We start from the raw sequence: 19,737 nt of genomic DNA on the forward strand, positions 1-19,737 counted from the left end.
ACGCCCGGACGCACGCTTCGATCGACCGGCGCGCTCCGGCGATCGTCTTCCGGGAACCGGCCGTCGACGTCACCGTGACGACGGGCGGCCGCGTCTATGCCGCTCCCCGACCGTGCCGGCTTCAGGTGCCGTTGCGGGCCATCCGGGTGCGCCCGCCGCTGTCGGCGACCGTCGGCAGCGGATCCGGCGTCCCGCTCACCACCACGAGGCGCTGGACCTCGCCGCGGAGGAAGGCCTGGAGGAACCGGTCGTAGTCGCGGAACGACACGCATCCGTTCGAATCGCCGCGCGGGCCCAGCATGTAGGTGTGGGCTAGCAATCCGACCCGGCCGTAAACCGCATCGCTGCCGCCGACCGGGGTGAGCCGGATGGCGCGCACGCCGTGGAACAGCTGCTCGCGCTCGGTCAGATCGTAGGTGCCGGGGGGCGTCGGCCCGCGCATCCGGACGTTGACGACCCGCGGATCGTCCAGGCCCTCGCCGAGCCCGGAATGCGCCTCCAGGCGCTCGCCATTCGGCAGCGTCACGGTCCGGGCGGCGATGTTGTAGACGGCGATGCCGGCCGTCGCGCCCGGCTCGCGCGCCAGGGGCAAGGGCGGGGAGATGCGCCGCTGCGGGGCGACGTCCACGGGCTTGCTCTCCAGGGCCGCATAAGCCAGGGCCGGGGCGCGCTCGATGCCGAAGAGCTTTTCCAGGAAGGAGGGCTCGTCCGCCGGGGCGGCCGGCTGGGCCGGCGGCGGCGCGCGTCGCGCCATCCGACGCTCGGCCCGGCGGGCGAGTCCGCCCGGTCCGGGGACCCGGAATTCCGGGGGACGCGGCATCGGCAGCGGGACGACGATCGCGGCCGGCGGCGGCGCGGCGACCTGCGCCTCGGCATCGGAGCCGGGACTCGCATCGGGCGCCAATGTCGGCGGCGCCATCTCGGTCCAGGCCCAGCGGGACAGGGGTCCGCCGGTGGCCGCGGGCCAACTCTCGAGGATCGGCGTCTCGACGGCGGTCGGCCCGAAACCGGGCGTCTCGAGCGCGGGCGCCTCGACGGCGGCAGTCGTGTCGCCGGACTCCGCGGCCGGCGCCTCGGCGGCGGCGATTCGGGATTGCGACGGGTCGATGGCGACGGGTCGGGCGTTGCGGCTCGGGAAACCGCTTCCGACGACGGCCATCAGGACCGCGCCGGTCAGGATCGTCAGGGGCGCCGCGCAGGAGCGCCGCGCATTCCGGGTGCCGAGGCCGTCCAGCGGCGCGGAATCGGTGGTCATTGCGCGGGCCCATGCTCCTCGTGGCGGGAGGGGCCATCGCTCGTCCGCCGAGACCTCCGCGAGCCTTGCAGGGGAATCACGACGGACGGACCGGCCCCGCCCCGATCCAATCAGCGGGGCGGGTCGGCTTTTCTGGGGCGGCGCCATGGTCGATCTTTGATCGATCGGGACCATTTTCGGGCGTGTTGCTGTCGACGACGGCTTTTTACGCCACAATTGGTCGCGGCAGATCTTTAATCGTTGTCGATCTGACGCCCGAGCAGCGCGATCGCGCGCTCATACACCGAGGCGGCGTTCCAGCCCTGGATCGCGGCGAAGTTCGGCTCGCCGGGCTGGTAGCCCGCGCCCGCGCGCCAGCCATGCGCCTTTAGGAAGTTGGCGGTGGACGACAGGGCAGCGCCGACATTGTTGAGATCGCCGGTGCCGTAGGCGAGGACGTTCTTCGGCAGGAACTGCGTGTGGCCGACCTCGCCGTGCGCCGCACCGCGCGTGTTCGACGTCAGGAGGCCGCGGTCGACGAGCGTCAGAGCCGCGTAGAGCTGGTCCGTGAAGTATTCCGAGCGCCGGCAATCGTAGGCGAGCGTCGCCACCGCCGACAGGGTGTTGACGTTGCCGCGCACCGCACCGAAGCCGGTCTCCATGCCCCAGATCGCCAGGAGCGGCCCCGGGGGGACGCCGTAGCGCTGCTCGATCGACTCGAAGAGGGCAGCGTTCTGCCGCTTGAGCGCCCGCCCGCGCGAGACGATCGTGGTTCCGCCGCGCTTGGCGAGGAATTGCTCCAGCGACAGCTTGAAGCTGTGCTGTCCCCGGTCGGCCGAGATGGTGGGCGCCGAATAGGTCGTGTTCTGCAGCGCCGCCAGGCTCGCTGCGCTGGCCCGGCCGCGCGCCTCTTCGGAAAACTGCCGCTTCCAGCTCTCGAATCCCGCAGCATTGTTGCCGCACTGCGCGGCCTGGGCCTGCCCGGCGCCGAAGGCGAGCCCGGCGAGTGCCACCACCGCGAAGGTCTGACGCCGCATATAGTCCATCACGCGTAATACTCCTCCGGCGCGTCGTCGCGCCTCGTCCTTCTGGCGATACCGGGTTACATCTCGTCGATATCTGGGCGAGATGATGTCGAAGGCACGACCTTCAGACATTCGATCATCAAAACTTTGCGCCGGCCCGGCTTCACCGCGGTGCTGACGGCCGGGCCCGGAGAGGACACGGTGGACCAGCGGGGCCCGGAGGTCGCCGACGGTCCCGCCGCCGGGTGGCGCCGCATCAGCGAGCGGTCCCGCCAGACCTGTCAGGCGACGACCGCGGAGGCGCCGCGCTTGCGCGCGCACAGGACGCCGCGATTGCTTTGCCAGCGAAGTGAATGCAGGTTTTGTGCTTGGCTTTTACTGTCACAACCCTGTCAAACGACAATCATAGCTTTGCCGGCGGAAAAGATTGTGCGGAGAGGCGCCGTGGTGTCCACGAGGTTCAGAGCGGTTCGGCGTCGGCCGCTGCCCCGTCTGTCCTGACCGGACCCCGGCGTTTCGCCATGACCGCCCTGTCACGAGCGACCGCGCCGCGTCACCGTGGACGACGGTCTACCCCCTCCCGGTCGCGCCCCTGATCCGGGATGCACCCTCAGCCCGACCCCTAGAGATCGCGGACGGCCGCAGCGGCCCCGACTTGGCAAGAAGTGAGACAGGACCTCCATGGCCATCGGAATGCAAGGCACTGACCCGTCGCGCGCAGGCGCGCTCGGCCCAAACCTCGACCGCGACGGCGTCGCCAAGGCGTATGGCCGCTGGGCGCCCGTCTACGACTTGGTGTTCGGCCCGGTCTTCGCGCAGGGGCGCACCCTCGCGGCGGCGGCGGCGGAACGGATCGGCGGCCGCATCCTGGAAGTCGGCGTCGGCACGGGGCTGTCGCTCCCGGCCTACCGGCGCGCCCGCAGCATCGTGGGCATCGACATCTCCGGCCCCATGCTCGAGAAGGCGCGCCAGCGCGTCGCGCGGCTCGGCCTGCGCAACGTCGAGCGGCTCGCCGTCATGGATGCCGAGCATCTCGACTTCCCCGATGCCGCCTTCGACGTGGTGGTGGCGCAGTACGTGGTGACGGCGGTTCCGAACCCGGAGGCCGCCCTCGACGAGTTCGCCCGGGTGCTGCGCCCCGGTGGCGAGATCGTGATCACGACACGGATCGGCGCCGAGGGCGGGCTGCGGCGCGCCGTCGAGCACGCGCTGGCGCCGGTCACGAGCCGCCTCGGCTGGCGGACCGAATTTGCCTGGAACCGCTACGCCGCCTGGGCGGCGGACGCCCCGGTCGAGATCGTCGAGCGCCGGGCGTTTCCGCCGCTGGGCCATTTCTCCCTCGTCCGCCTGCGCAAGCGCGACGCCTGACGGCCCGCGAGCTTCTGGACCAGCCCACAACCATCCGATCGGGGAAGCACATCATGGCGAGCTTCATGGAGGCGTTGCGCGTGCAGCGCTGGGACGACCACCGCTACTATCACCACAACCGCGTCAACCAGAGCCTGCACGTGGTGAGCGCGGTCAGCTTCCTGCTGGCCTACGCCCTGGCGTTCAAGGATCCGGCGACGGCGGCGCTGATCGGCTGGCTCGTGGCGATGACCTCCCGGCAGGCCGGCCACCTGTTCTTCGAGCCCAAGGGCTACGACCACGTCAACGAGGCCACGCACGAGCACAAGGAAGAGATCAAGGTCGGCTACAACCTGCAGCGCAAGGTCGTGCTGCTGGCGATCTGGGCGCTCTCGCCGCTGCCGCTCTATTTCGATCCGAGCCTGTTCGGGCTGATCTCGCCGCACCAGACCACCGCGGACCTGATCCGCAACGTCGGCTGGATCTGGCTGTGGCTGGCCCTCGCGGGCCTCGTGTTCCGGATGGTGCAGCTGTTCATCCAGCGCGACGTGCAGACCGGCCTCGTCTGGGGGACGAAGATCCTCACCGACCCGTTCCACGACATCAAGCTCTACCACAAGGCGCCCCTGGCGCTGCTGCACGGCGAACTCGTCGAGGAGCACGAGCCGCACGAGCGCGGCGCCTGAGGGCAGCCCACCGGGCCGGGCAGCGTCCGGCCCGGCCTCTCGCCGTGGGGCACGCGGAGACTGGTGGCCGGATCTCGGACCTGCGCCTGAACGCCCGGTCCGATTTGCCGATGGCGGGCCCGGTCGACACGGGCTTGCGCCTCGGGCAGCCCGGTCGGGTCCGAAGCAGCCCGCGCCGCCGAAGCGAAGCGACGCGGCAGACCAGGATCGGAAAAACGGCCGGTCGCGACCGCGGTGATGCGGCCCGCGGTCGATCAGGCCCGGTCCGGCACCCGCAGCCCGACGCGGGCGGCGAGCCCGCCGAGCCCGAGCGCGCCCAGGCGGATCGCCGCGACCTCGCGCAGGATCGCCCGGCGGATCGCCTTGTCGCTCGCCGCGCCGGCCTCCCACCAGCCATCCGCCCGCATCGCCAGCGCCGCCGCGACGAACCGGGCGGCGACGGCCTCGAAGGCCGCGTCGTCGTAGGCGAGGCTGAAGATCAGGCGGCCGGTCCCGACCCACGACAGGGCCAGCCCCTCGGCACGCAGGTAGAATTGCAGCATCCAGTTGTAGCGCGACGGCTTGGTGTACAGGACCGTCCAGACCGTGGACATGGCGGCGACCCGCACCGGCAGGCCGGCTTCCGCCAGCATAGCGTTAAGTCGCGCAGCCCGCCCGTCCCAGGTGGCGTCGAGATCCCGGTACAGGGCCCCGACCTCGGGCGTGTCCAGCCGGTCGAGGAACGCGCTCATGGCGCCCATCACGTAGGGATGGGCGTTGAAGGTGCCGCGCGCGAAGCAGATGTCGACCGGCCGGTCGTCCCGGTACCGCCGCATCAGGTCGGCGCGCCCGCACAGCACGCCCACCGGCAGGCCGCCGCCGAGCGTCTTGCCGTAGGTGACCATGTCGGCCCGCAGCCCGAAATATTCCTGGGCGCCCCCGCGCGCGAGGCGGAAGCCGAGGAAGACCTCGTCGAGGATCAGCACGATGCCCCGGGCGCTGCACACTGCCCGCAGCTCGTGGAGCCAGCGGGTGTAGGCCGCGCGGTCGAAGGCGGCCTTGCGGCCGCTGTCCACGAGGGCGGAATCGGCCGACGCCCCGGCATTGGGATGCATGGCCTGGAGCGGATTGACCAGCACGCAGGCGACGTCCCTGCGGCTCGACAGGACCCGCAGCGTCCGCTCCGACAGGTCCGCCAGGGTGAGCGTGTCGCGGGTCGGGACCGGATTGCCGATGCCCGGCTGCACCTCGCCCCACCAGCCGTGATAGGCGCCGCACAATCGCACGATCCGTCGCCGGCCGGTGTGGTAGCGGGCCAGGCGCACCGCCTGCATCACCGCCTCGGTCCCCGACATGTGGAACGAGACCTCGTCGAGGCCGGAGAGCGCCTTCAGGCGTGCCACGTTCCCGGTCACCACCGGGTGGAGCGGGCCGAGCATCGGGCCCAGGGCCGCGACCCGGGCGGCCCCCTCGTCCAGGCAGGCCCGGTAGAAATCGACGCCGAACAGGTTCACCCCGTAGGAGCCCGCGAGATCGTATGCGACGTTGCCGTCGAGATCCGTGACGGTCACGCCCTCCGAGGCCGCCGCGAAGGCACCGGTGCCCAGATGCGCGCGCACGTGGCCCGCGTACTGGAACGGCACCCGGTAGAGCCCGGTGAACTGCAGGTCCGACAGGCCGTCACGCACCCGCTGGGTCTCGGCACGCGTGCGGGCGAACCGTGTCCGGAACTGCTCCGAGAGCCGCGCGAAGCCGGCCTCGCGCCGCCGCGCCACGGCCTCGTCCGGATCGTCGGAGCGGAAGAAGCCGCGCTCGGAATAGGCGTAGTGCGGGATCAGGCCGGCGACCCGCCGGGCCATCCGCGCGTGGCCGGTGAGCGAGGGATGCTTCGCCCGGGACAGCTGCAGGCGCTGCGCCGCCCGCGGCAGGGCGAGGAGCGCGACGGCGGTGGTGGCGGAGAGGGTGGCGAGGAGTGCGGACATCGCACCGGGCCCTATCGGAGATGGTTCACGGCATGATGACGGTTTCCGGATCCCGGCTGCGCGCCGCCCTGGCGCGGGTCGGCGCCCAGGAGGATCTGAACTTCCTCCTCACCAACCGGCTCCCGCGCCGCCTCGCCACGCGGTTCATGGGCTGGTTCAGCCGCATCGAGCAGCCCCTCGTGCGCGACCTGTCGATCGCGACCTGGCGCCTGTTCTGCGACGTCGATCTCAGCGACGCGCGGGAAGCGCGGTTCCCCAGCCTGCACGCCGCCTTCGTGCGCGCCCTGCGCCCCGGGGCCCGGCCAGTGGCCGCGGATCCCGCGATCCTCACGAGTCCCAGCGACGCGATCCTGGGTGCGCATGGCCGGATCGAGGCGGGGCGCCTGTACCAGATCAAGGGGCTGTCCTACCGCCTCGAAGACCTCCTCGGCGGCGATGCCGCACTGGCCCAGGCGCACGAGGGCGGCGCCTACGCGACCCTGCGCCTGACCGCCGGTATGTATCACCGCTTCCACGCGCCCCACGACCTGCGGGTCGAGTCCGTCCGGCACATCTGGGGGGACACCTGGAACGTCAATCCGATCGCGCTGAAGCGCGTCGAGGCCCTGTTCTGCCGCAACGAACGCGCCGTCCTGCGTCTGCAGCTCGCCGGGACCGGCCACGCCGTGACGCTGGTGCCGGTGGCGGCGATCCTGGTGGCCGGCCTGCGCCTCGGCGTCCTGCCCGCGAGCGTCGCCCTCCGGGACACCGGCGGCCATACCCTCCGCTGCGCGGCGCGGCTCGCCAAGGGCGCGGAGATGGGCTGGTTCGAGCACGGCTCGACCATCGTGGTCCTCGCGCCCGCCGGCTTCGACCTGTGGCCGAGCCTGCGCGAGGGGGCGCGCCTGCGCATGGGCGAACCCCTGATGCGCCTGCCGGACGCTCGGGAGCCCGCGTCGCCCTGACGGCCTTCCGGGCTCAGGCCGCCTGCACGGTCTCCAAAAACTCGGCGACCGCGGCGCTCAGGGCATCGGACTGGTGCGACAGCTCCGTCGCGGCAGTCAGCACCTGGGCCGCGGCGCTGCCGGTCTCGCCGGCCGCCTGCGTGACCGCGCCGATATTGATCGTCACCGCCTGCGTCCCGTCCGCCGCCTGGCTGACGTTCCGCACGATCTCCTGCGTCACCGCCCCTTGCTCCTCCATCGAGGCCGCGACGCTGACCGCGATGCCGCGCAGGTCCAGGACGGTGGCGGCAATGGCCTGGATGGCATCCACCGCGCGGTCCGTCTCGCCCTGGATGGCGGCGACCTGGCCGGAAATCGTCTGCGTCGCCTTGGCGGTCTGATCGGCCAGTTCCTTCACCTCGGCCGCCACCACGGCGAAGCCGCGGCCCGCCTCACCGGCCCGGGCCGCCTCGATGGTCGCGTTCAGCGCCAGGAGATTGGTCTGCGCGGCGATCCCCGAGATCAGGCTGATCACCGCCCCGATCCGTTCCGCGCCGTCGGCCAGCCCCAGGACCAGCGTGTTGGTCTGGTTGGCGTCGTCGGCGGCCCGCTCGGCGATGTCGGACGAACGGGCGATCTGCACATTGATCGTGCCGATCGAGGCCGCCAGCTCCTCGCTGGCCGCCGCCACGGTCTGCACGTTGGCCGAGGTCTGCTCGGCGGCCAGCGACACGTTGGACGATTGGGCGGCGGTCTCTTCGGCGTTGCGGCTCATGAGCTTGGCGGCCGCCTCCAGCTCGCCCGCGGCACTTGCCAGCGTGTGCGTCATGCGCTCGATCTGGCCGCGAAACGCCCGGGTGGCGTGGTCCAGCGTCTCCGCCCTGCGGGCCTTGACGACCTGCTCGGCGGCGGCCGCCGCATCCGCCGCGCGCTTGGCGAGCAGGGCTTCCTTGAACGCCTGGATGGCCCGGGCCATGGCACCGATCTCGTCGCGCCGGTCCACGCCGGCCACCGGTGCGTCGAGGTCGCCCGCGGCGAGTCGGGACATCGTCGCGGTCGTCGCGCCGATGGGTCGCATCACCTGGGTCAGGATGACGACGAACCCGTAGGCCACCGCGATGGCCGCGAGCACGAGCGCGGCGAGAAGCAGGCCGCGCAGCCAGTCGGCCAACGCGCGTGCACGGTCGAATTCGCTGCCGGCCTCCCGGACCTGGAGGTTCGTCAGCTTCGTGAGGCCGGCGCTGGTCGGTTCCATCTCGCTCAGCAGGTTGGTCCGCGCCTGCGCGAGGTCGATCGGCCCGCGGCCGTCCAGACGCCGGATCAGATCCTCGACGATCGACTCGTCCCGCTTCAGCTGCGTCCCGACATCGGCGGCGAGGATCTCCTCCTCCGGTGTCAGATAGGTCGTCATGTAGGCCGCCCAGCTCTGCTGCGAATGCGCCAAGTGCTCCGCCATGATCTTACCGACGTCCCGTTGTCCGGTCGCCTCGCCGGCAGCGTCGCGCAGGTCCCTGAGGATGGCCTCGTAGGCATCCCGGATCTCGCAGAACTGACGCAAGGGCACGACCCGATCGGCAAAGATCGTCTGAAGACTCTGACGACTGGCGTAGAGAGCGTAATTGCCGAGTGCCGTGGATACGACAAGAAGAATGCCGAGCAACGCGAGCAACCCGACGAGCCGGGCTTTGATGGTAACACGCATCGAGGTCTTCCAGATCGATCGCCAAGACGTCCCCGGCTCGCGCGTACCTAACCGTCAGACCATCGACATGCAATTCCTTAAGACTCACTTTTTTGTTGCATTATCACAGAAAGATAGTTTCTTATCGATCGATCAAAGAAATAATTCAAAGGACTGAAGATCGAAATCTTGGATCTTTCTACCTGGCGATGGTCCTGTCCGCATATTTGAGCAGGTGTACGCTCGGATAGACAGCACCCAGCCGTCGTGCAGTGTCCGCGGAATGTGATGCCTGTTCCGGACGGCGTCGGGACGCTGGTTCAAGCGCCGATTCTACCGCCTGCGGCATCGCGGTTTCTACAGCCCGATCCGACCCAGGGCCGGCAGCTTGATGGCCGGCCGGCGCAGGTCGATCCCGGCGACGCCGCCGAGCAGGTTCAGCTCCAGACCCTCGACCCAGCCCAGCGTCAGACCGGCATAACCGCCGAGATTGACGCGGATGCCGGTGCCCGACGGCGTCCGGCCGATCCACCGGCCGTCGTAGGGAAAGTCCTTGCCGATCGCCGTGGTCGGCAGGCTTGCCCGGATCTCCGGCACGGCCGCCATGATCGCGGCGACGAAGGTGTTCGAGTTCGGCCCCGGCCAGACCACATAGTCGCCGGGGCGTGCATACCGGTATTCGGTCACGGCCTTGCGGATCCGGGGCAGCATGGCCTCGGCCTCGATCCCGTCCGCGGCGAACACCACGGCGGGCGCGTTTCCGAACCAGCGTCCGTCGGGGACGAAGCGGTCGATCCAGATCGGCTGACCCCAGGCGGTGTAGTCGAATCGGCGGTAGGCGCGCTGCCCGCGATCCTTGATGACGATCCAACTGTGGGTGGCGACGATGCCGCGCCAGCTCACTGTCCGCGCCGAGAAGATCCGCACCACCGCGCCCTCATGGGCATCGGCCGAGGGGAGCAGGCCCGCGCTGGACCGGTCGGCGAGCCGCCAGTCGCCGCTCGCCCGCAGCCAGTAGAGCGTGGCGGAGACGGCGACGGGCACGAGGAACACGGCAGCGAGCGCGAGGAGCGCGATCCGGATAGGAGTCACGGGGGAACCGGGAAGAGAGGGGGTTTCCGGGAGATGGGGATCGGACACCGCCGGGTGAATGCGGCCGAACGGTCCGGCCGTCACCGGTGGGGTCGGGTTCGCGTCAGGCCGGACCTCCCAGGGCGTCGAGGAACAGCGTGGTCGCGAGGAGATCGGCACAGCCGCCGGGGCTCAGGCGCGCGGCCACGAAGACCCGGTGCACATCCGCCGCGCGCTGGCGCCATCCGGGGGCCGCGATCCCGCCGGCCGTCAGGAAAGCCGCTGCGGCTGCGCGCGCGGCGGTCAGCCCAGAGGAGCCGCCGCGATGGAGCAGGTTCGTGTCGTCGACCACGGCCAGGAGCGCGAAGAAGCACTGCACGCGGGCGGCCTCGGGGTCCTCGGGCGCGTGCGCCCGGCCCAGGCGCAGGGCGGGCAACCCGGTGGCGCGGATCGTGGGAAATCCGGCCGCCGCCTCGGCGCTGGCGCCGCCGACACCGTAGCGGCGCGCGGCCCGGCCGCCGTGGCTCGTCGGCGAGGCCGGCGCGCGCGCGATCGCGTCGCCCCAGAGCCGGGCGACCGCCTCCGCGTGGGCTTCGGCCGAGCAGGACTTCGCGCCGACCGATCCGGCCGCCGCGCAGATCAGGCCCAGCGAGAAGATGGCGCCGCGGTGCGCGTTGACACCGCCGGTCGCCGCCATCATGGCCGCCTCGGCCGCCAAGCCGATCGCGCGGAGGTCCGTCAGGGCAGCCCCCCGGGATCCGGCCGCCACCAGGTCGGCGAAGAACGGCCGGATCGCCGCCGCGCTGCGGCGCAGGGTGTCGGCGTCCATGTCGTCATGGCTGCCGGAATCCACCGGGCTGACGAGCCCGGGCTTCGGCCAGGTTTCCAGCTCGTCGATCAGCGCGTCATGGGCGAGGGCGGCCACGCGCTCGGCCCAGGGGGCGCCGGAACCGCGGGGGCCCTCGGCGGGCGCCGGGGGAAGTCGATGGTCCTGATCCAGGGCTCGAGGCTCCGCGCGGTCCTCGCCGCGAGGCTCGGGGGAGGGCCGGTGAGCCGCCTATACCAGATGCGGCGCCCTCAGGCCGCCGAAGCGACCGCGGGGGGGATCCGCTTGCGCGCCTTCCGGTCCTCGGTGCTGCTGACGAAGGCCTGCGCGTCCTCCTTCCGCTCGAAGACGTGGGGGGCGACGCCGCGCTTGTTGAGCGCCTCCTCCATCTTCAGGCGCAGGAAGGCGCTGGTCGCGTAGCGGGTCGTCGTCGCGTAGTAGTTCGCCTGGAGATACTGGACCATCCCGGCATAATCGTCGAACAGGTTCTCGTTGAGCCGGAAGCCGTCGTGGTTGATCACCGCGTTGACCCGCTGGCCGGCCGCGCGGCAGGCCTCGACGATGGTCATGCGCAGTTCGTCCATGTCGCCCTTCACCCGGCAGTACCAGCCCTCGAGGTTGATGAAGAGGATGTTGCGTTCCCGGTCGTAGCTGACGCGCGACTTCAGATCGAGGTTGAGCAGATCGGAGATCAGCTCCATCGGCTCCTCGCGGAAGATCCGCGGGTCCATGGGCACCGGGTTCCGCACCACGGGCGCGAACGCCATGTGGGCGAGGATGTCGCGCTCGATATCGATGCCGGGCGCAACCTCGATCAGTTCCAGCCCCTCCGGCGTCAACTGGAAGACGCAGCGTTCGGTCACGTAGAGGACCGGCTGCGCGCGCTCGACCGCGTAGGGGCCCGAGAAGGTGATCTGCTGGACCTGAGTCACGAATTTTCGCGCCTTGCCCTCGCTCACGATCCGGACCTGGCCGTCATGCACGGCGATCTCCAGCCCCCCCGCCGTGAAGGTGCCGGCGAACACCACGGTGCGGGCGTTCTGCGAGATGTTGATGAAGCCGCCGCAGCCGTTGAGCTTGCCCCCGAACTTCGACGTGTTGACGTTTCCGGCCCCGTCGCATTCGGCCATCCCCAGGCAGGTCATGTCGAGGCCGCCGCCATCGTAGAAGTCGAACATCTGGTTCTGGTCGATGATGCAGTCGGCGTTGGTGGCCGCACCGAAGCTCGACCCGGAGGCCAGCACGCCGCCGACGGCGCCGGCCTCGGTGGTGAGGGTGATGTAGGGCGTGATCTTCTCCTCGTTGGCCACCGACGCGATGCCCTCTGGGGCGCCGACGCCGAGATTCACCACGCCGTTCGGCGGCAGCTCGAAGGCCGCACGCCGGGCGATGATCTTCCGCTCGTTGAGCGCCATCCGCTTGATGCCGGTGACGGGCACGCGGATCTCGCCGGCCAGAGCCGCATCGTGCATCACGCCGTAGTTCATCCGATGCATCTCGGGCTCGGCGACCACGACGCAATCCACCAGGATGCCGGGCACCCGCACGTCCTTCGGCAGCAGGTATCCGTCGTCGACGATGCGCTCGACCTGGGCGACCACGATGCCGCCGTTGTTGCGGGCGGCCATGGCCTGGGCCAGGCAGTCGAGGGTGAGCGCCTCCTTCTCGTAGGAGAGGTTCCCCGACGGGTCGGCCGAGGTGGCGCGGATGAAGGCCACGTCGATCTTGGTGGCGGTGTAGAACAGCCATTCCTCGCCATCGACCTCGACCAGCTTGACGATGTCCTCGCGGGTCAGTTCGTTGACCTTGCCACCGCCATGGCGGGGATCGACGTAGGTCTGCAGGCCGACCTTGGAGAACAGTCCCGGCTGGCCGGCCGCACAGGCCCGGTAGAGCTGGGAGATCACGCCCTGGGGCAGATTGTAGCCGCGGATCAGGTTGTCCTGCGCGGCCTGCGCGACCTTCGGCATGCGGCCGAAATTGGCGGCGATCACCCGCGAGAGCAGGCCGTGATGGTGCAGGCGGCCGGTGCCGAGGCCTTTGCTGTCGCCGGCGCCCGCGGTCATGATCAGGGTCAGACCGCGCGGAGAGCCGGTCTCGACGAAGCGCCTTTCCAGCGCCGCGTGCAGCGCCTCGGGAATGCAGCTCTGGACGAACCCTGTGGTGGTCACGACGTCGTTCTCGCGGATCAGCGCGATCGCCTCGTCCGCCGAGATGACCTTGTTCTTTCTCATGGACCGCGTGATCCCCCTCGGGTGACGGAACGACGCCCGGCCGCGAAGCCTGCCGTCCTTTGTATCGTCGATGGTCGGCCGGGCGCAGTCCGGTCGGATGCAGTCAGGCGCTCAGCAGAGTCGTGTCGGTTTCTCTTATTGCACCGCATCAATATTTGCGGCATCGCACGAAGGCACAGGGTTGTCGGCCACATTACTCCGAAAGCCGTGCCTTTTGCTCCTGAAAAACTCTTCGGTGCACGGTCAGAAAAATTGTCGGCTGCCGCCCGCTCGCCCCCGCGCGGCGCTGCCGCGCCGCAAGTCCTTCGCGCGGGCGTACCCGTACCCTCGACGCAATGCCGATTCGCGCCACGCCGTGGAAAGCCGCGTCTCGCGATCCGTTTGAACAGTGCTCTTTGGCTCATGTTAGTTTTCGCCAGCAACGGGCCTCGGCAAGCGCCGATCTGGCCTCTGGAATAGCTCGTTTTACAATTGTCATCGGATGGTCTATAGGGCCGATGGTCTGGGGAGCGTGTTCAGTAGGGTACACGCCATGACCGTCATGAGTCCGATCGCGGAAGACACCGCGACCCGCTTTGCTTTCAGCCTCCTGCGGAGCGCGTATCTTGATCTCGCGCAGACGCTACTGCGTATCGACGCGGATCCGGCGCGCGAGTTGCTGCAGGCCGTCGAACACCGGATCGCCTACCGGCTCGGCGCTCTCGCGACCGATGAGGTCGACGGCACCGAGAAGGAAACGGCGCTCGCCCGGGCAGCCGGACAGGTCCAGACCGTGCTGCGCGACGCGCAGGCCGCTTGAGGCCGTCGGGCGGTTGCAGCGGCGCGGCCGTCCGACTCCGATTCGTTGCCTGAGCCCATCGGAACGCGACGTCGGGGCCCTGTCCGTCGAGCCCCGGGCCGATCGTTAACCACTTCGCAAGTCAGTCCGACCACGCTCCCGCGGGCGCAGGATCGACCGGAACCGGCGAGCGAAGAGTTTCCGATGCCTTCCCCGACGGGCTCAGACCGTTCCATCGACGTGTCGATCGTGATGCCGTGCCTCGACGAGGCGCGGGCGCTGCCGGCCGCCCTCGCGAGCGCAAGGGCGGCTCTCGCGCTGCTCGACTCCCGTCTCGGCCTCGCGGGCGAGATCGTCGTCGCCGATAACGGCAGCCTCGACGGGAGCCGGGAGGTCGCGGCGCTTCTGGGCGCGCGGGTGGCGACGGTCGCCGAGAAGGGCTACGGCGCGGCCCTGATGGGCGGGTTCAGGGCGGCGAACGGCCGCTACCTGGTCATGGGGGATGCGGACGGGTCCTACGATTTCCGCGACGCGGTCGCGATGATCGAGGCCCTGCAGGGCGGGGCAGACCTGTGCATCGGGTCGCGCTTCCGCGGCGGGATCGCGCCCGGGGCGATGCCCTGGAAGAACCGGTACCTCGGCAACCCGGTCCTGACCGGCCTTCTGAACGTCCTGTTCGGCGCGCGGATCGGCGACGCGCATTGCGGCCTGCGGGCCCTGACCAAGGGGTGCCTCAAGCGGCTGAACCTGCGCGGCTCCGGCATGGAGTTCGCCAGCGAGATGATCATCAAGGCGACCCTGAAGGGCGAGCGCGTCGCCGAGGTCCCCGCCACGCTCCTCCCGGATCAGCGCGGACGGCCGCCGCACCTGCGCCCCTGGCGGGACGGCTGGCGGCACCTACGGTTCCTGCTGATGCTGAGCCCGGCCTGGCTGTTCGCGCTGCCGGCCGTGCTCCTGGCCGCGATCGGGCTCTCGGTCCTGACGCTGGCGGCGATCTCGGCGCTCGCGCCGTCGGCGGCCGGCGGCTATGTCGGCAATTACTGGATCATCTTGGCCGGCGCCCTTCTGGGCGTCGCGCACAACGCCGCGCTCCTGGCCGCCGCCGCCCACCTGTACGGCGTGCGGGAAGGCTATCGCCTCCCGGGACGACGGCACGCCCGCATGGCGCGCTTCGTATCCCTCGAGACGATGCTGGCGCTCGGCGCCGTGGCGATCCTGGCGGGGACCGGCCTGCTCCTGTCCGTTCTGGGCTACTGGTCGCTGCACCGGTTCGGCCCGCTCGGCAGCGTCCTGCCGGCGGTCGCCGGGACATCGCTCATCGCGATCGGGACCCAGACCGCCCTCGGCGGCTTCCTGCTCTCGGTGATCGGCGGCAACGAGGCGGCCTTCCTGCAGCCCCGGGGCACGCGCGGCGCACAGTCGGAGACCAAGCCCCCCGAGACGAAGCCGCCGGCCCACGATTCGATGGCCGCGTGACCGCGATGCGCGTCCTGCTCGGCACGCACTACTTCGAGAGCCACCGGGGCGGCATCGAGATCGTCGCCGGGCAGCTCGCGCGCCAGTTCGGCGCGCTCGGCGCTTCGGTCACGTGGCTCGCGTGCGACGCCAGCCCCCCGCCCGGTCCGGCCTGCGGACGCGCCGTCCCGCTGCCGGCCTGGAACGGCATCGAGCGCCGGTTCGGGCTTCCGCTTCCGCTCCCCGGTCTGCGGGCGATGGCTCGGATCTGGCGGGAGGTCCGCCGCGCCGACGGGCTGCAGCTGCACGACAGCCTCTACCCCAGCAACGTGGCAATCCTGATCGCCGCGCGTCTGCTCCGCAAGCCGGTGGTCATCGTCCAGCACATCGGCGAGGTACCGTACGCGAACCGATGGCTGCGGCACCTGATGGCGGCCGGGAACGCCCTGGTGGCCCGCCCGATGCTCAGGGCCGCCGACCGGGTCGTCTTCATAAGCCGCACGAGCGCGGCGTTCTTCGCGACCGTCCGGTTCCGCCGGGCGCCCCTCATGATACCGAACGGCGTCGACGCGACGCTCTTCCATCCGCGCGCCGCCGCAACGTCCGTGGCGGCCCTGCGCGGACGTCTCGGCCTGCCGGTCGAGGGGCCGGTCGCGCTCTTCGTCGGGCGTTTCGTCGACAAGAAGGGCCTGCCGATCCTCGAGCGCCTCGCGCGCCGCATGCCGCACGTCACCTTCGTGTTCGCGGGATGGGGGCCCCTCGATCCGGCATCCTGGGCGCTTCCCAACGTGCGGGTGCTGCGCGGGATGGCGCATGCGGGCCTCGCCGACCTGTACCGGGCGTCCGACTGCCTGGTGCTGCCCAGCACCGGGGAGGGACTGCCGCTGGTCATCCAGGAAGCCCTGGCCTCCGGGCTCCCGGTGCTCTGCGGACGCGAGACCGCGGGCGCGGACGAGGGCCTCGCGGACTGGGTGACCGGGCTGCCCCTCGACCCGGCCGATCCGGATGCCGCGGCCGCAGCCTTCGCGGTCGCCCTGGCGACGCAGCTGGCGGATCCCGGCGACGGGGCCGCCCGGGCCGCCGCCTGCGCGGCCCGCTACGCGTGGCGGACGTCGGCGGCGGCGCATCTCGCCCTGATCGCGGATCTGCTGCCAGCGTCACCCCCCCGGATCCCCGGTCGTCCCGGCCTTACGGACACCACGCGGAGGTTCGCCCCATGACCCACGGCATGGCCGCTCCGAGCCTTCAGGCCGTCTCCGCGATCCTCGGCCAACACGGGGCGCTCTATCGTCGCGTCAAGCCGACCTATCAGACACAGCTCCTGTCGGATCTGGCGGCCCTGTGGGATCCCGCGCACCGGGACGTCCTCGACGTCGGCGGCGGGACGGGCCTGATCGCGGAGGCGATGCGCCAGGTGTTCAACCTCCGGCGCGTGGTGTCGGTCGATGTCGCGGATCGCTTCCTGCCGGACCTCGGCATCGAGACCGATCGGTTCGACGGAACGCACCTGCCGTTCGGCGACGCACGCTTCGATGCCGTCGTGCTCAACAACGTGCTGCACCATGTTGACGGCCCGTCCCGGGCAGCGCTGCTCGCGGAATGCGCGCGGGTCTCGCGCGGGCCGATTTACGTGAAGGATCACCTCCGGGCGTCGCGCCTCGACGCGCTGCGGCTGGGCGCCCTCGACGTGATCGGCAACGTCCCGTTCTCCGGCATGGTCAGGGCCCGCTACCTGACGCGCGGCGACTGGGCCGGTCTGACGGCCGCGGCAGGGTTGCGGGTCGAGGCCGAGATCGGCGGCGCCTACCGGTCCGGCATCTTCGCGCGGCTCTTTCCCAACCGTCTCGAAGTCACCATGCGCCTGGGCCGGATCTCCACGTGAAAGCGCGACTCGCCATGGCAACGGCACAGACCGCAGCGGCAGATGCCGCGCCGCATGGGGCCTCGGCGCGCCAGCGTGACCGCGAGCAGCGGCGCCGGTCGCGACCCCCAATCTGGTGTACGGACTGGCTGCTCCTGCGCGGCATGCTCGCGCACATCGCGGGCCTCGTCGGCCGGCTCGACCGCCGCGGTGCGACGGCGCTCGATTTCGGCTGCGCCTCAAGGCCCTACGAGCCGCTCTTCCGCCGGGCCGGCATCACCTATCGGGGCGCGGATTTCGGAACGGCGGCCGAGATCGCGATCGGCGGTGACGGGCGACTGCCGGTCGCCGACGCGAGCGTCGATCTGGTCCTCTCGTTCCAGGTCCTCGAGCACGTCCGCGACCTGGACACGTATCTCGGCGAAGCGCGCAGGGTCCTGCGCCGCGACGGCCTCATGGTCCTCTCGACCCACGGGACCTGGCTCTACCATCCGCATCCCGAGGATCATCGGCGGTGGACGCGCGAGGGCCTGACGCACGATCTCGCGATCCGCGGTTTCGACGTGGTCGAATGCGTGCCGATCGTGGGGCCCCTCGCGTGGACGACGATCCTGCGCTCCACCGGCGCCTCCTATGTCCTTCGCCGCGTCCCGATCCTCGGACCGATCCTCGCCGGCGGCCTCGCCGTCGCGATGAACCTGCGCGCCTGGCTGGAGGACGCCGTCACGCCGGAGGGCATCCGCCGGGACAACGCCTGCGTCTACCTGACGGTGTCGCGCCCCCGCGCGTGAGCCCGAGCGCAGGCTCGGCTCAGTACCGCTCCGGAACCGTCACCCGCCCGGTCGTGCAGGGCAGCACGTTCCGGGATGAGGCCGGCGACTCCTCGCGGTAGTCGCCGACGATGCCGAAGCGCCGCGCCTCCTGAGGCCCGAACTCGACGATCCGTCCGCGGGAACACAGCGCGGCCCGGTGCGCGGCGTCGAGATCGTCGAGCAGCACGATGATCGGACGGTTTCGCAGGAACGGATCGTTCCGGACCAGGTCGCGCCCGTAGAGGGCCCCGCCCGCCCGCAGGGCCACGATGTCGGCATCGGCGGATCCGATCGCGCGGGACGCGGCGGCGTAGGGGGCGACGGCGTCGCGAACGTCGTGGGCCCGGACCGGGATCAGGACCAGCAGAGCCGCCAGGCATGACACCGTGAGGGCGCCGCGGGCCGCGGCCGCCTGCGAGGCCGTGGCCCGTTCGGTCAGGGCGATCCAGCCGCGGGCGGCAAGCAGGCAGGCGGATCCGATCAGGCCGTGCAGATATCGGTAGCCCCATCCGTGACCTTGGAAGGGCAGGAGGACGGCCACCACCAGCAGCGTCAGTCCGATCCCGGCCCCCAGGGACCACGCAGGCCTCTCACCGCGGCGGAAGGCCGGCCACGCGAGGCCGACGAGGGGGAGAAGCAGGGGGTTCTGCCACGCAGCGAAGCGCAGGAGGTTCTTGGTCATGAGATCGAAGCTGCCCGGGTCGAAGGCGGCGAGCAGGGTCGTGAAGCGTCGGAGAAACCAGTCCGCGCCGACGGCCGCGGCGGCGTTGCCGGCGTCGGGCTGCGCGGCGAGCAGGACCTGCCAATAGAGGATCCAGACGAGGCCGGCCGCCGCGTAGACGGTGCCGTAGAACACCGCCAGCCGCCAGCGCCGGTCGACGATCAGGAAGACGAGGAAGGGGGCCGCGAACAGCGGATGAAACACCAGTTGGTGCAGCCCGCAGGCGAGGACGCCGGTCGCCGCCGCGCCCGCGTGTCCCAGGAGACCGCCGCGCAGGAACAGCCGGAGCCAGACCAGGTTGAAGGCCAGATGCGCCGTCATCGCGTAGGGCGTCATGGCGGTCGCCAGCACCTGCGGTGCGGTCACCAGCAGGAGCGTCGCCACGAAAGCGGCGTCCGGCCGGTCCGGCCACAGCTGCCGCGCGATGCCGTTCAGCGCGAGGACGGCGACGATCAGGAGGATCGGACCGGTCCAGGCCGGATCCGCGGCGCTGCCGACCAGCGCCCGCAGCGCCGCGTTCACCGGCAGGTAAGCCGAGACCCAGGCGACTTCGCCCGGGACGGGCAGCAGGAAGGACGGGGCCAAGGCGTGCCGGAAGCCGCGCCACTCGGATGGCAGCGGCGCGATCCTGAGGCCCGAACGAAAGATCTCCGCGTCGAAGACGGCCATGACTTCGTCGTAGGACAGAGCGTAGCGTCCGAAGACCAGATACGTACCGGCCAGGCAGGCCATGCCCGCGAGGAGCGCGAGGAGGGGCGCGGTCAGGCGCGGGGGCGGCACGCGCCATGCCGAACCCGACAGGACCGCCGGAATGCGCCAGAACGCCACCGCGAGCAGGACGGCCACGATGACGAGAAGGCTCTGCACATCGTTGAGGAACAGCAGGGTCTCTATGCCGGGCCGCAGGCCGAAGAGCAGCTCCGCGGCAGTCAGGACGAAGATCGTCACCGCCGCGACGAGGGCGGCCCGCGGCAGCGAGCCGCGGATGTCGATGCGCGATCCCGCCGGCACCGATACGGTGCGCTCCCCGGACGGACTGGCTCTTTCGGCGTTCACGGCACTTGCACCTGCAGATCGGCTCTCATCCGGCCGCCGGACATCCCAACCCGCGCCGCCATCGTC

The 19,737-nt window shown here is 70.9% G+C and carries 16 protein-coding genes; 8 read left to right on the top strand and 8 right to left on the bottom strand.

Features of this window, described 5'->3' with window-relative positions; all coding sequences use genetic code 11:
- Window positions 1-121: 121 nt before the first annotated feature.
- Both MKL01_RS26275 and MKL01_RS26280 read right to left on the bottom strand, forming a co-directional pair.
- A complete protein-coding gene (locus MKL01_RS26275) occupies window positions 122-1,255 on the bottom strand; it encodes a DUF2778 domain-containing protein (protein WP_243908109.1) in 1,134 nt (377 codons plus the stop codon).
- Between the two features lie 233 nt (window positions 1,256-1,488).
- Window positions 1,489-2,280 carry a lytic transglycosylase domain-containing protein gene (locus tag MKL01_RS26280; protein ID WP_243908217.1) on the bottom strand — a complete coding sequence of 264 codons (792 nt, stop codon included), beginning with the start codon at window positions 2,278-2,280 and terminating at the stop codon, window positions 1,489-1,491.
- A gap of 660 nt (window positions 2,281-2,940) precedes the next feature.
- Here MKL01_RS26280 and MKL01_RS26285 point away from each other — a divergent pair.
- Together MKL01_RS26285 and MKL01_RS26290 are read left to right on the top strand one after the other, a co-directional pair.
- A complete protein-coding gene (locus tag MKL01_RS26285) occupies window positions 2,941-3,627 on the top strand; it encodes a class I SAM-dependent methyltransferase (protein ID WP_243908110.1) in 687 nt (228 codons plus the stop codon).
- 53 nt (window positions 3,628-3,680) lie between these two features.
- The gene (locus MKL01_RS26290; RefSeq protein ID WP_243908111.1) at window positions 3,681-4,292 is read left to right on the top strand and encodes a hypothetical protein; all 612 of its coding nucleotides are present in this window, start codon (window positions 3,681-3,683) and stop codon (window positions 4,290-4,292) included.
- A gap of 254 nt (window positions 4,293-4,546) precedes the next feature.
- Here MKL01_RS26290 and MKL01_RS26295 read toward each other — a convergent pair whose 3' ends face one another.
- Window positions 4,547-6,253, bottom strand: coding sequence for an aminotransferase class III-fold pyridoxal phosphate-dependent enzyme (locus MKL01_RS26295; RefSeq protein ID WP_243908112.1), 1,707 nt, complete (start codon window positions 6,251-6,253; stop codon window positions 4,547-4,549).
- Window positions 6,254-6,285: 32 nt separating this feature from the next.
- Here MKL01_RS26295 and asd point away from each other — a divergent pair, with 32 nt between their 5' ends.
- The gene (gene asd / locus MKL01_RS26300; protein WP_243908113.1) at window positions 6,286-7,197 is read left to right on the top strand and encodes an archaetidylserine decarboxylase; all 912 of its coding nucleotides are present in this window, start codon (window positions 6,286-6,288) and stop codon (window positions 7,195-7,197) included.
- Between the two features lie 13 nt (window positions 7,198-7,210).
- Here asd and MKL01_RS26305 read toward each other — a convergent pair whose 3' ends face one another.
- From MKL01_RS26305 to MKL01_RS26320, 4 genes are all read right to left on the bottom strand, one after another.
- Window positions 7,211-8,878: a methyl-accepting chemotaxis protein gene (locus MKL01_RS26305; protein ID WP_243908114.1), complete on the bottom strand. Its 1,668-nt coding sequence runs from the start codon at window positions 8,876-8,878 to the stop codon at window positions 7,211-7,213.
- Between the two features lie 336 nt (window positions 8,879-9,214).
- Window positions 9,215-9,949: a DUF3750 domain-containing protein gene (locus MKL01_RS26310; protein WP_243908115.1), complete on the bottom strand. Its 735-nt coding sequence runs from the start codon at window positions 9,947-9,949 to the stop codon at window positions 9,215-9,217.
- Window positions 9,950-10,052: 103 nt separating this feature from the next.
- Complete coding sequence (gene mdcB / locus MKL01_RS26315) at window positions 10,053-10,853, bottom strand: triphosphoribosyl-dephospho-CoA synthase MdcB (protein ID WP_313901491.1); 801 nt, start codon at window positions 10,851-10,853, stop codon at window positions 10,053-10,055.
- 152 nt (window positions 10,854-11,005) lie between these two features.
- Complete coding sequence (locus MKL01_RS26320; RefSeq protein ID WP_243908116.1) at window positions 11,006-12,988, bottom strand: acyl CoA:acetate/3-ketoacid CoA transferase; 1,983 nt, start codon at window positions 12,986-12,988, stop codon at window positions 11,006-11,008.
- Between the two features lie 532 nt (window positions 12,989-13,520).
- Here MKL01_RS26320 and MKL01_RS26325 point away from each other — a divergent pair.
- The 5 genes from MKL01_RS26325 (at window position 13,521) to MKL01_RS26345 (ending at window position 17,873) form a co-directional block, all read left to right on the top strand.
- Window positions 13,521-13,787, top strand: coding sequence for a hypothetical protein (locus MKL01_RS26325; RefSeq protein ID WP_243908117.1), 267 nt, complete (start codon window positions 13,521-13,523; stop codon window positions 13,785-13,787).
- A gap of 183 nt (window positions 13,788-13,970) precedes the next feature.
- The gene (locus MKL01_RS26330; RefSeq protein WP_243908118.1) at window positions 13,971-15,242 is read left to right on the top strand and encodes a glycosyltransferase; all 1,272 of its coding nucleotides are present in this window, start codon (window positions 13,971-13,973) and stop codon (window positions 15,240-15,242) included.
- A 5-nt stretch (window positions 15,243-15,247) separates the two neighbouring features.
- Window positions 15,248-16,441, top strand: a complete 1,194-nt coding sequence (locus MKL01_RS26335) for a glycosyltransferase family 4 protein (protein WP_243908219.1) — start codon at window positions 15,248-15,250, stop codon at window positions 16,439-16,441.
- Window positions 16,438-17,103 (top strand): class I SAM-dependent methyltransferase, encoded by a 666-nt coding sequence (locus tag MKL01_RS26340; RefSeq protein ID WP_243908119.1) that lies wholly within the window; start codon window positions 16,438-16,440, stop codon window positions 17,101-17,103. Before MKL01_RS26335 ends, MKL01_RS26340 begins: the two co-directional genes overlap by 4 nt.
- Before the next feature lie 143 nt (window positions 17,104-17,246).
- The gene (locus tag MKL01_RS26345) at window positions 17,247-17,873 is read left to right on the top strand and encodes a class I SAM-dependent methyltransferase (RefSeq protein WP_243908120.1); all 627 of its coding nucleotides are present in this window, start codon (window positions 17,247-17,249) and stop codon (window positions 17,871-17,873) included.
- A 19-nt stretch (window positions 17,874-17,892) separates the two neighbouring features.
- On the opposite strand, the gene MKL01_RS26350 is transcribed toward MKL01_RS26345, so the two are convergent.
- Window positions 17,893-19,671, bottom strand: coding sequence for a hypothetical protein (locus MKL01_RS26350; RefSeq protein WP_243908121.1), 1,779 nt, complete (start codon window positions 19,669-19,671; stop codon window positions 17,893-17,895).
- Between the last annotated feature and the right edge of the window lie 66 nt (window positions 19,672-19,737).

This window comes from Methylobacterium sp. J-070 (genome assembly GCF_022829385.1).
Lineage (GTDB): Bacteria > Pseudomonadota > Alphaproteobacteria > Rhizobiales > Beijerinckiaceae > Methylobacterium.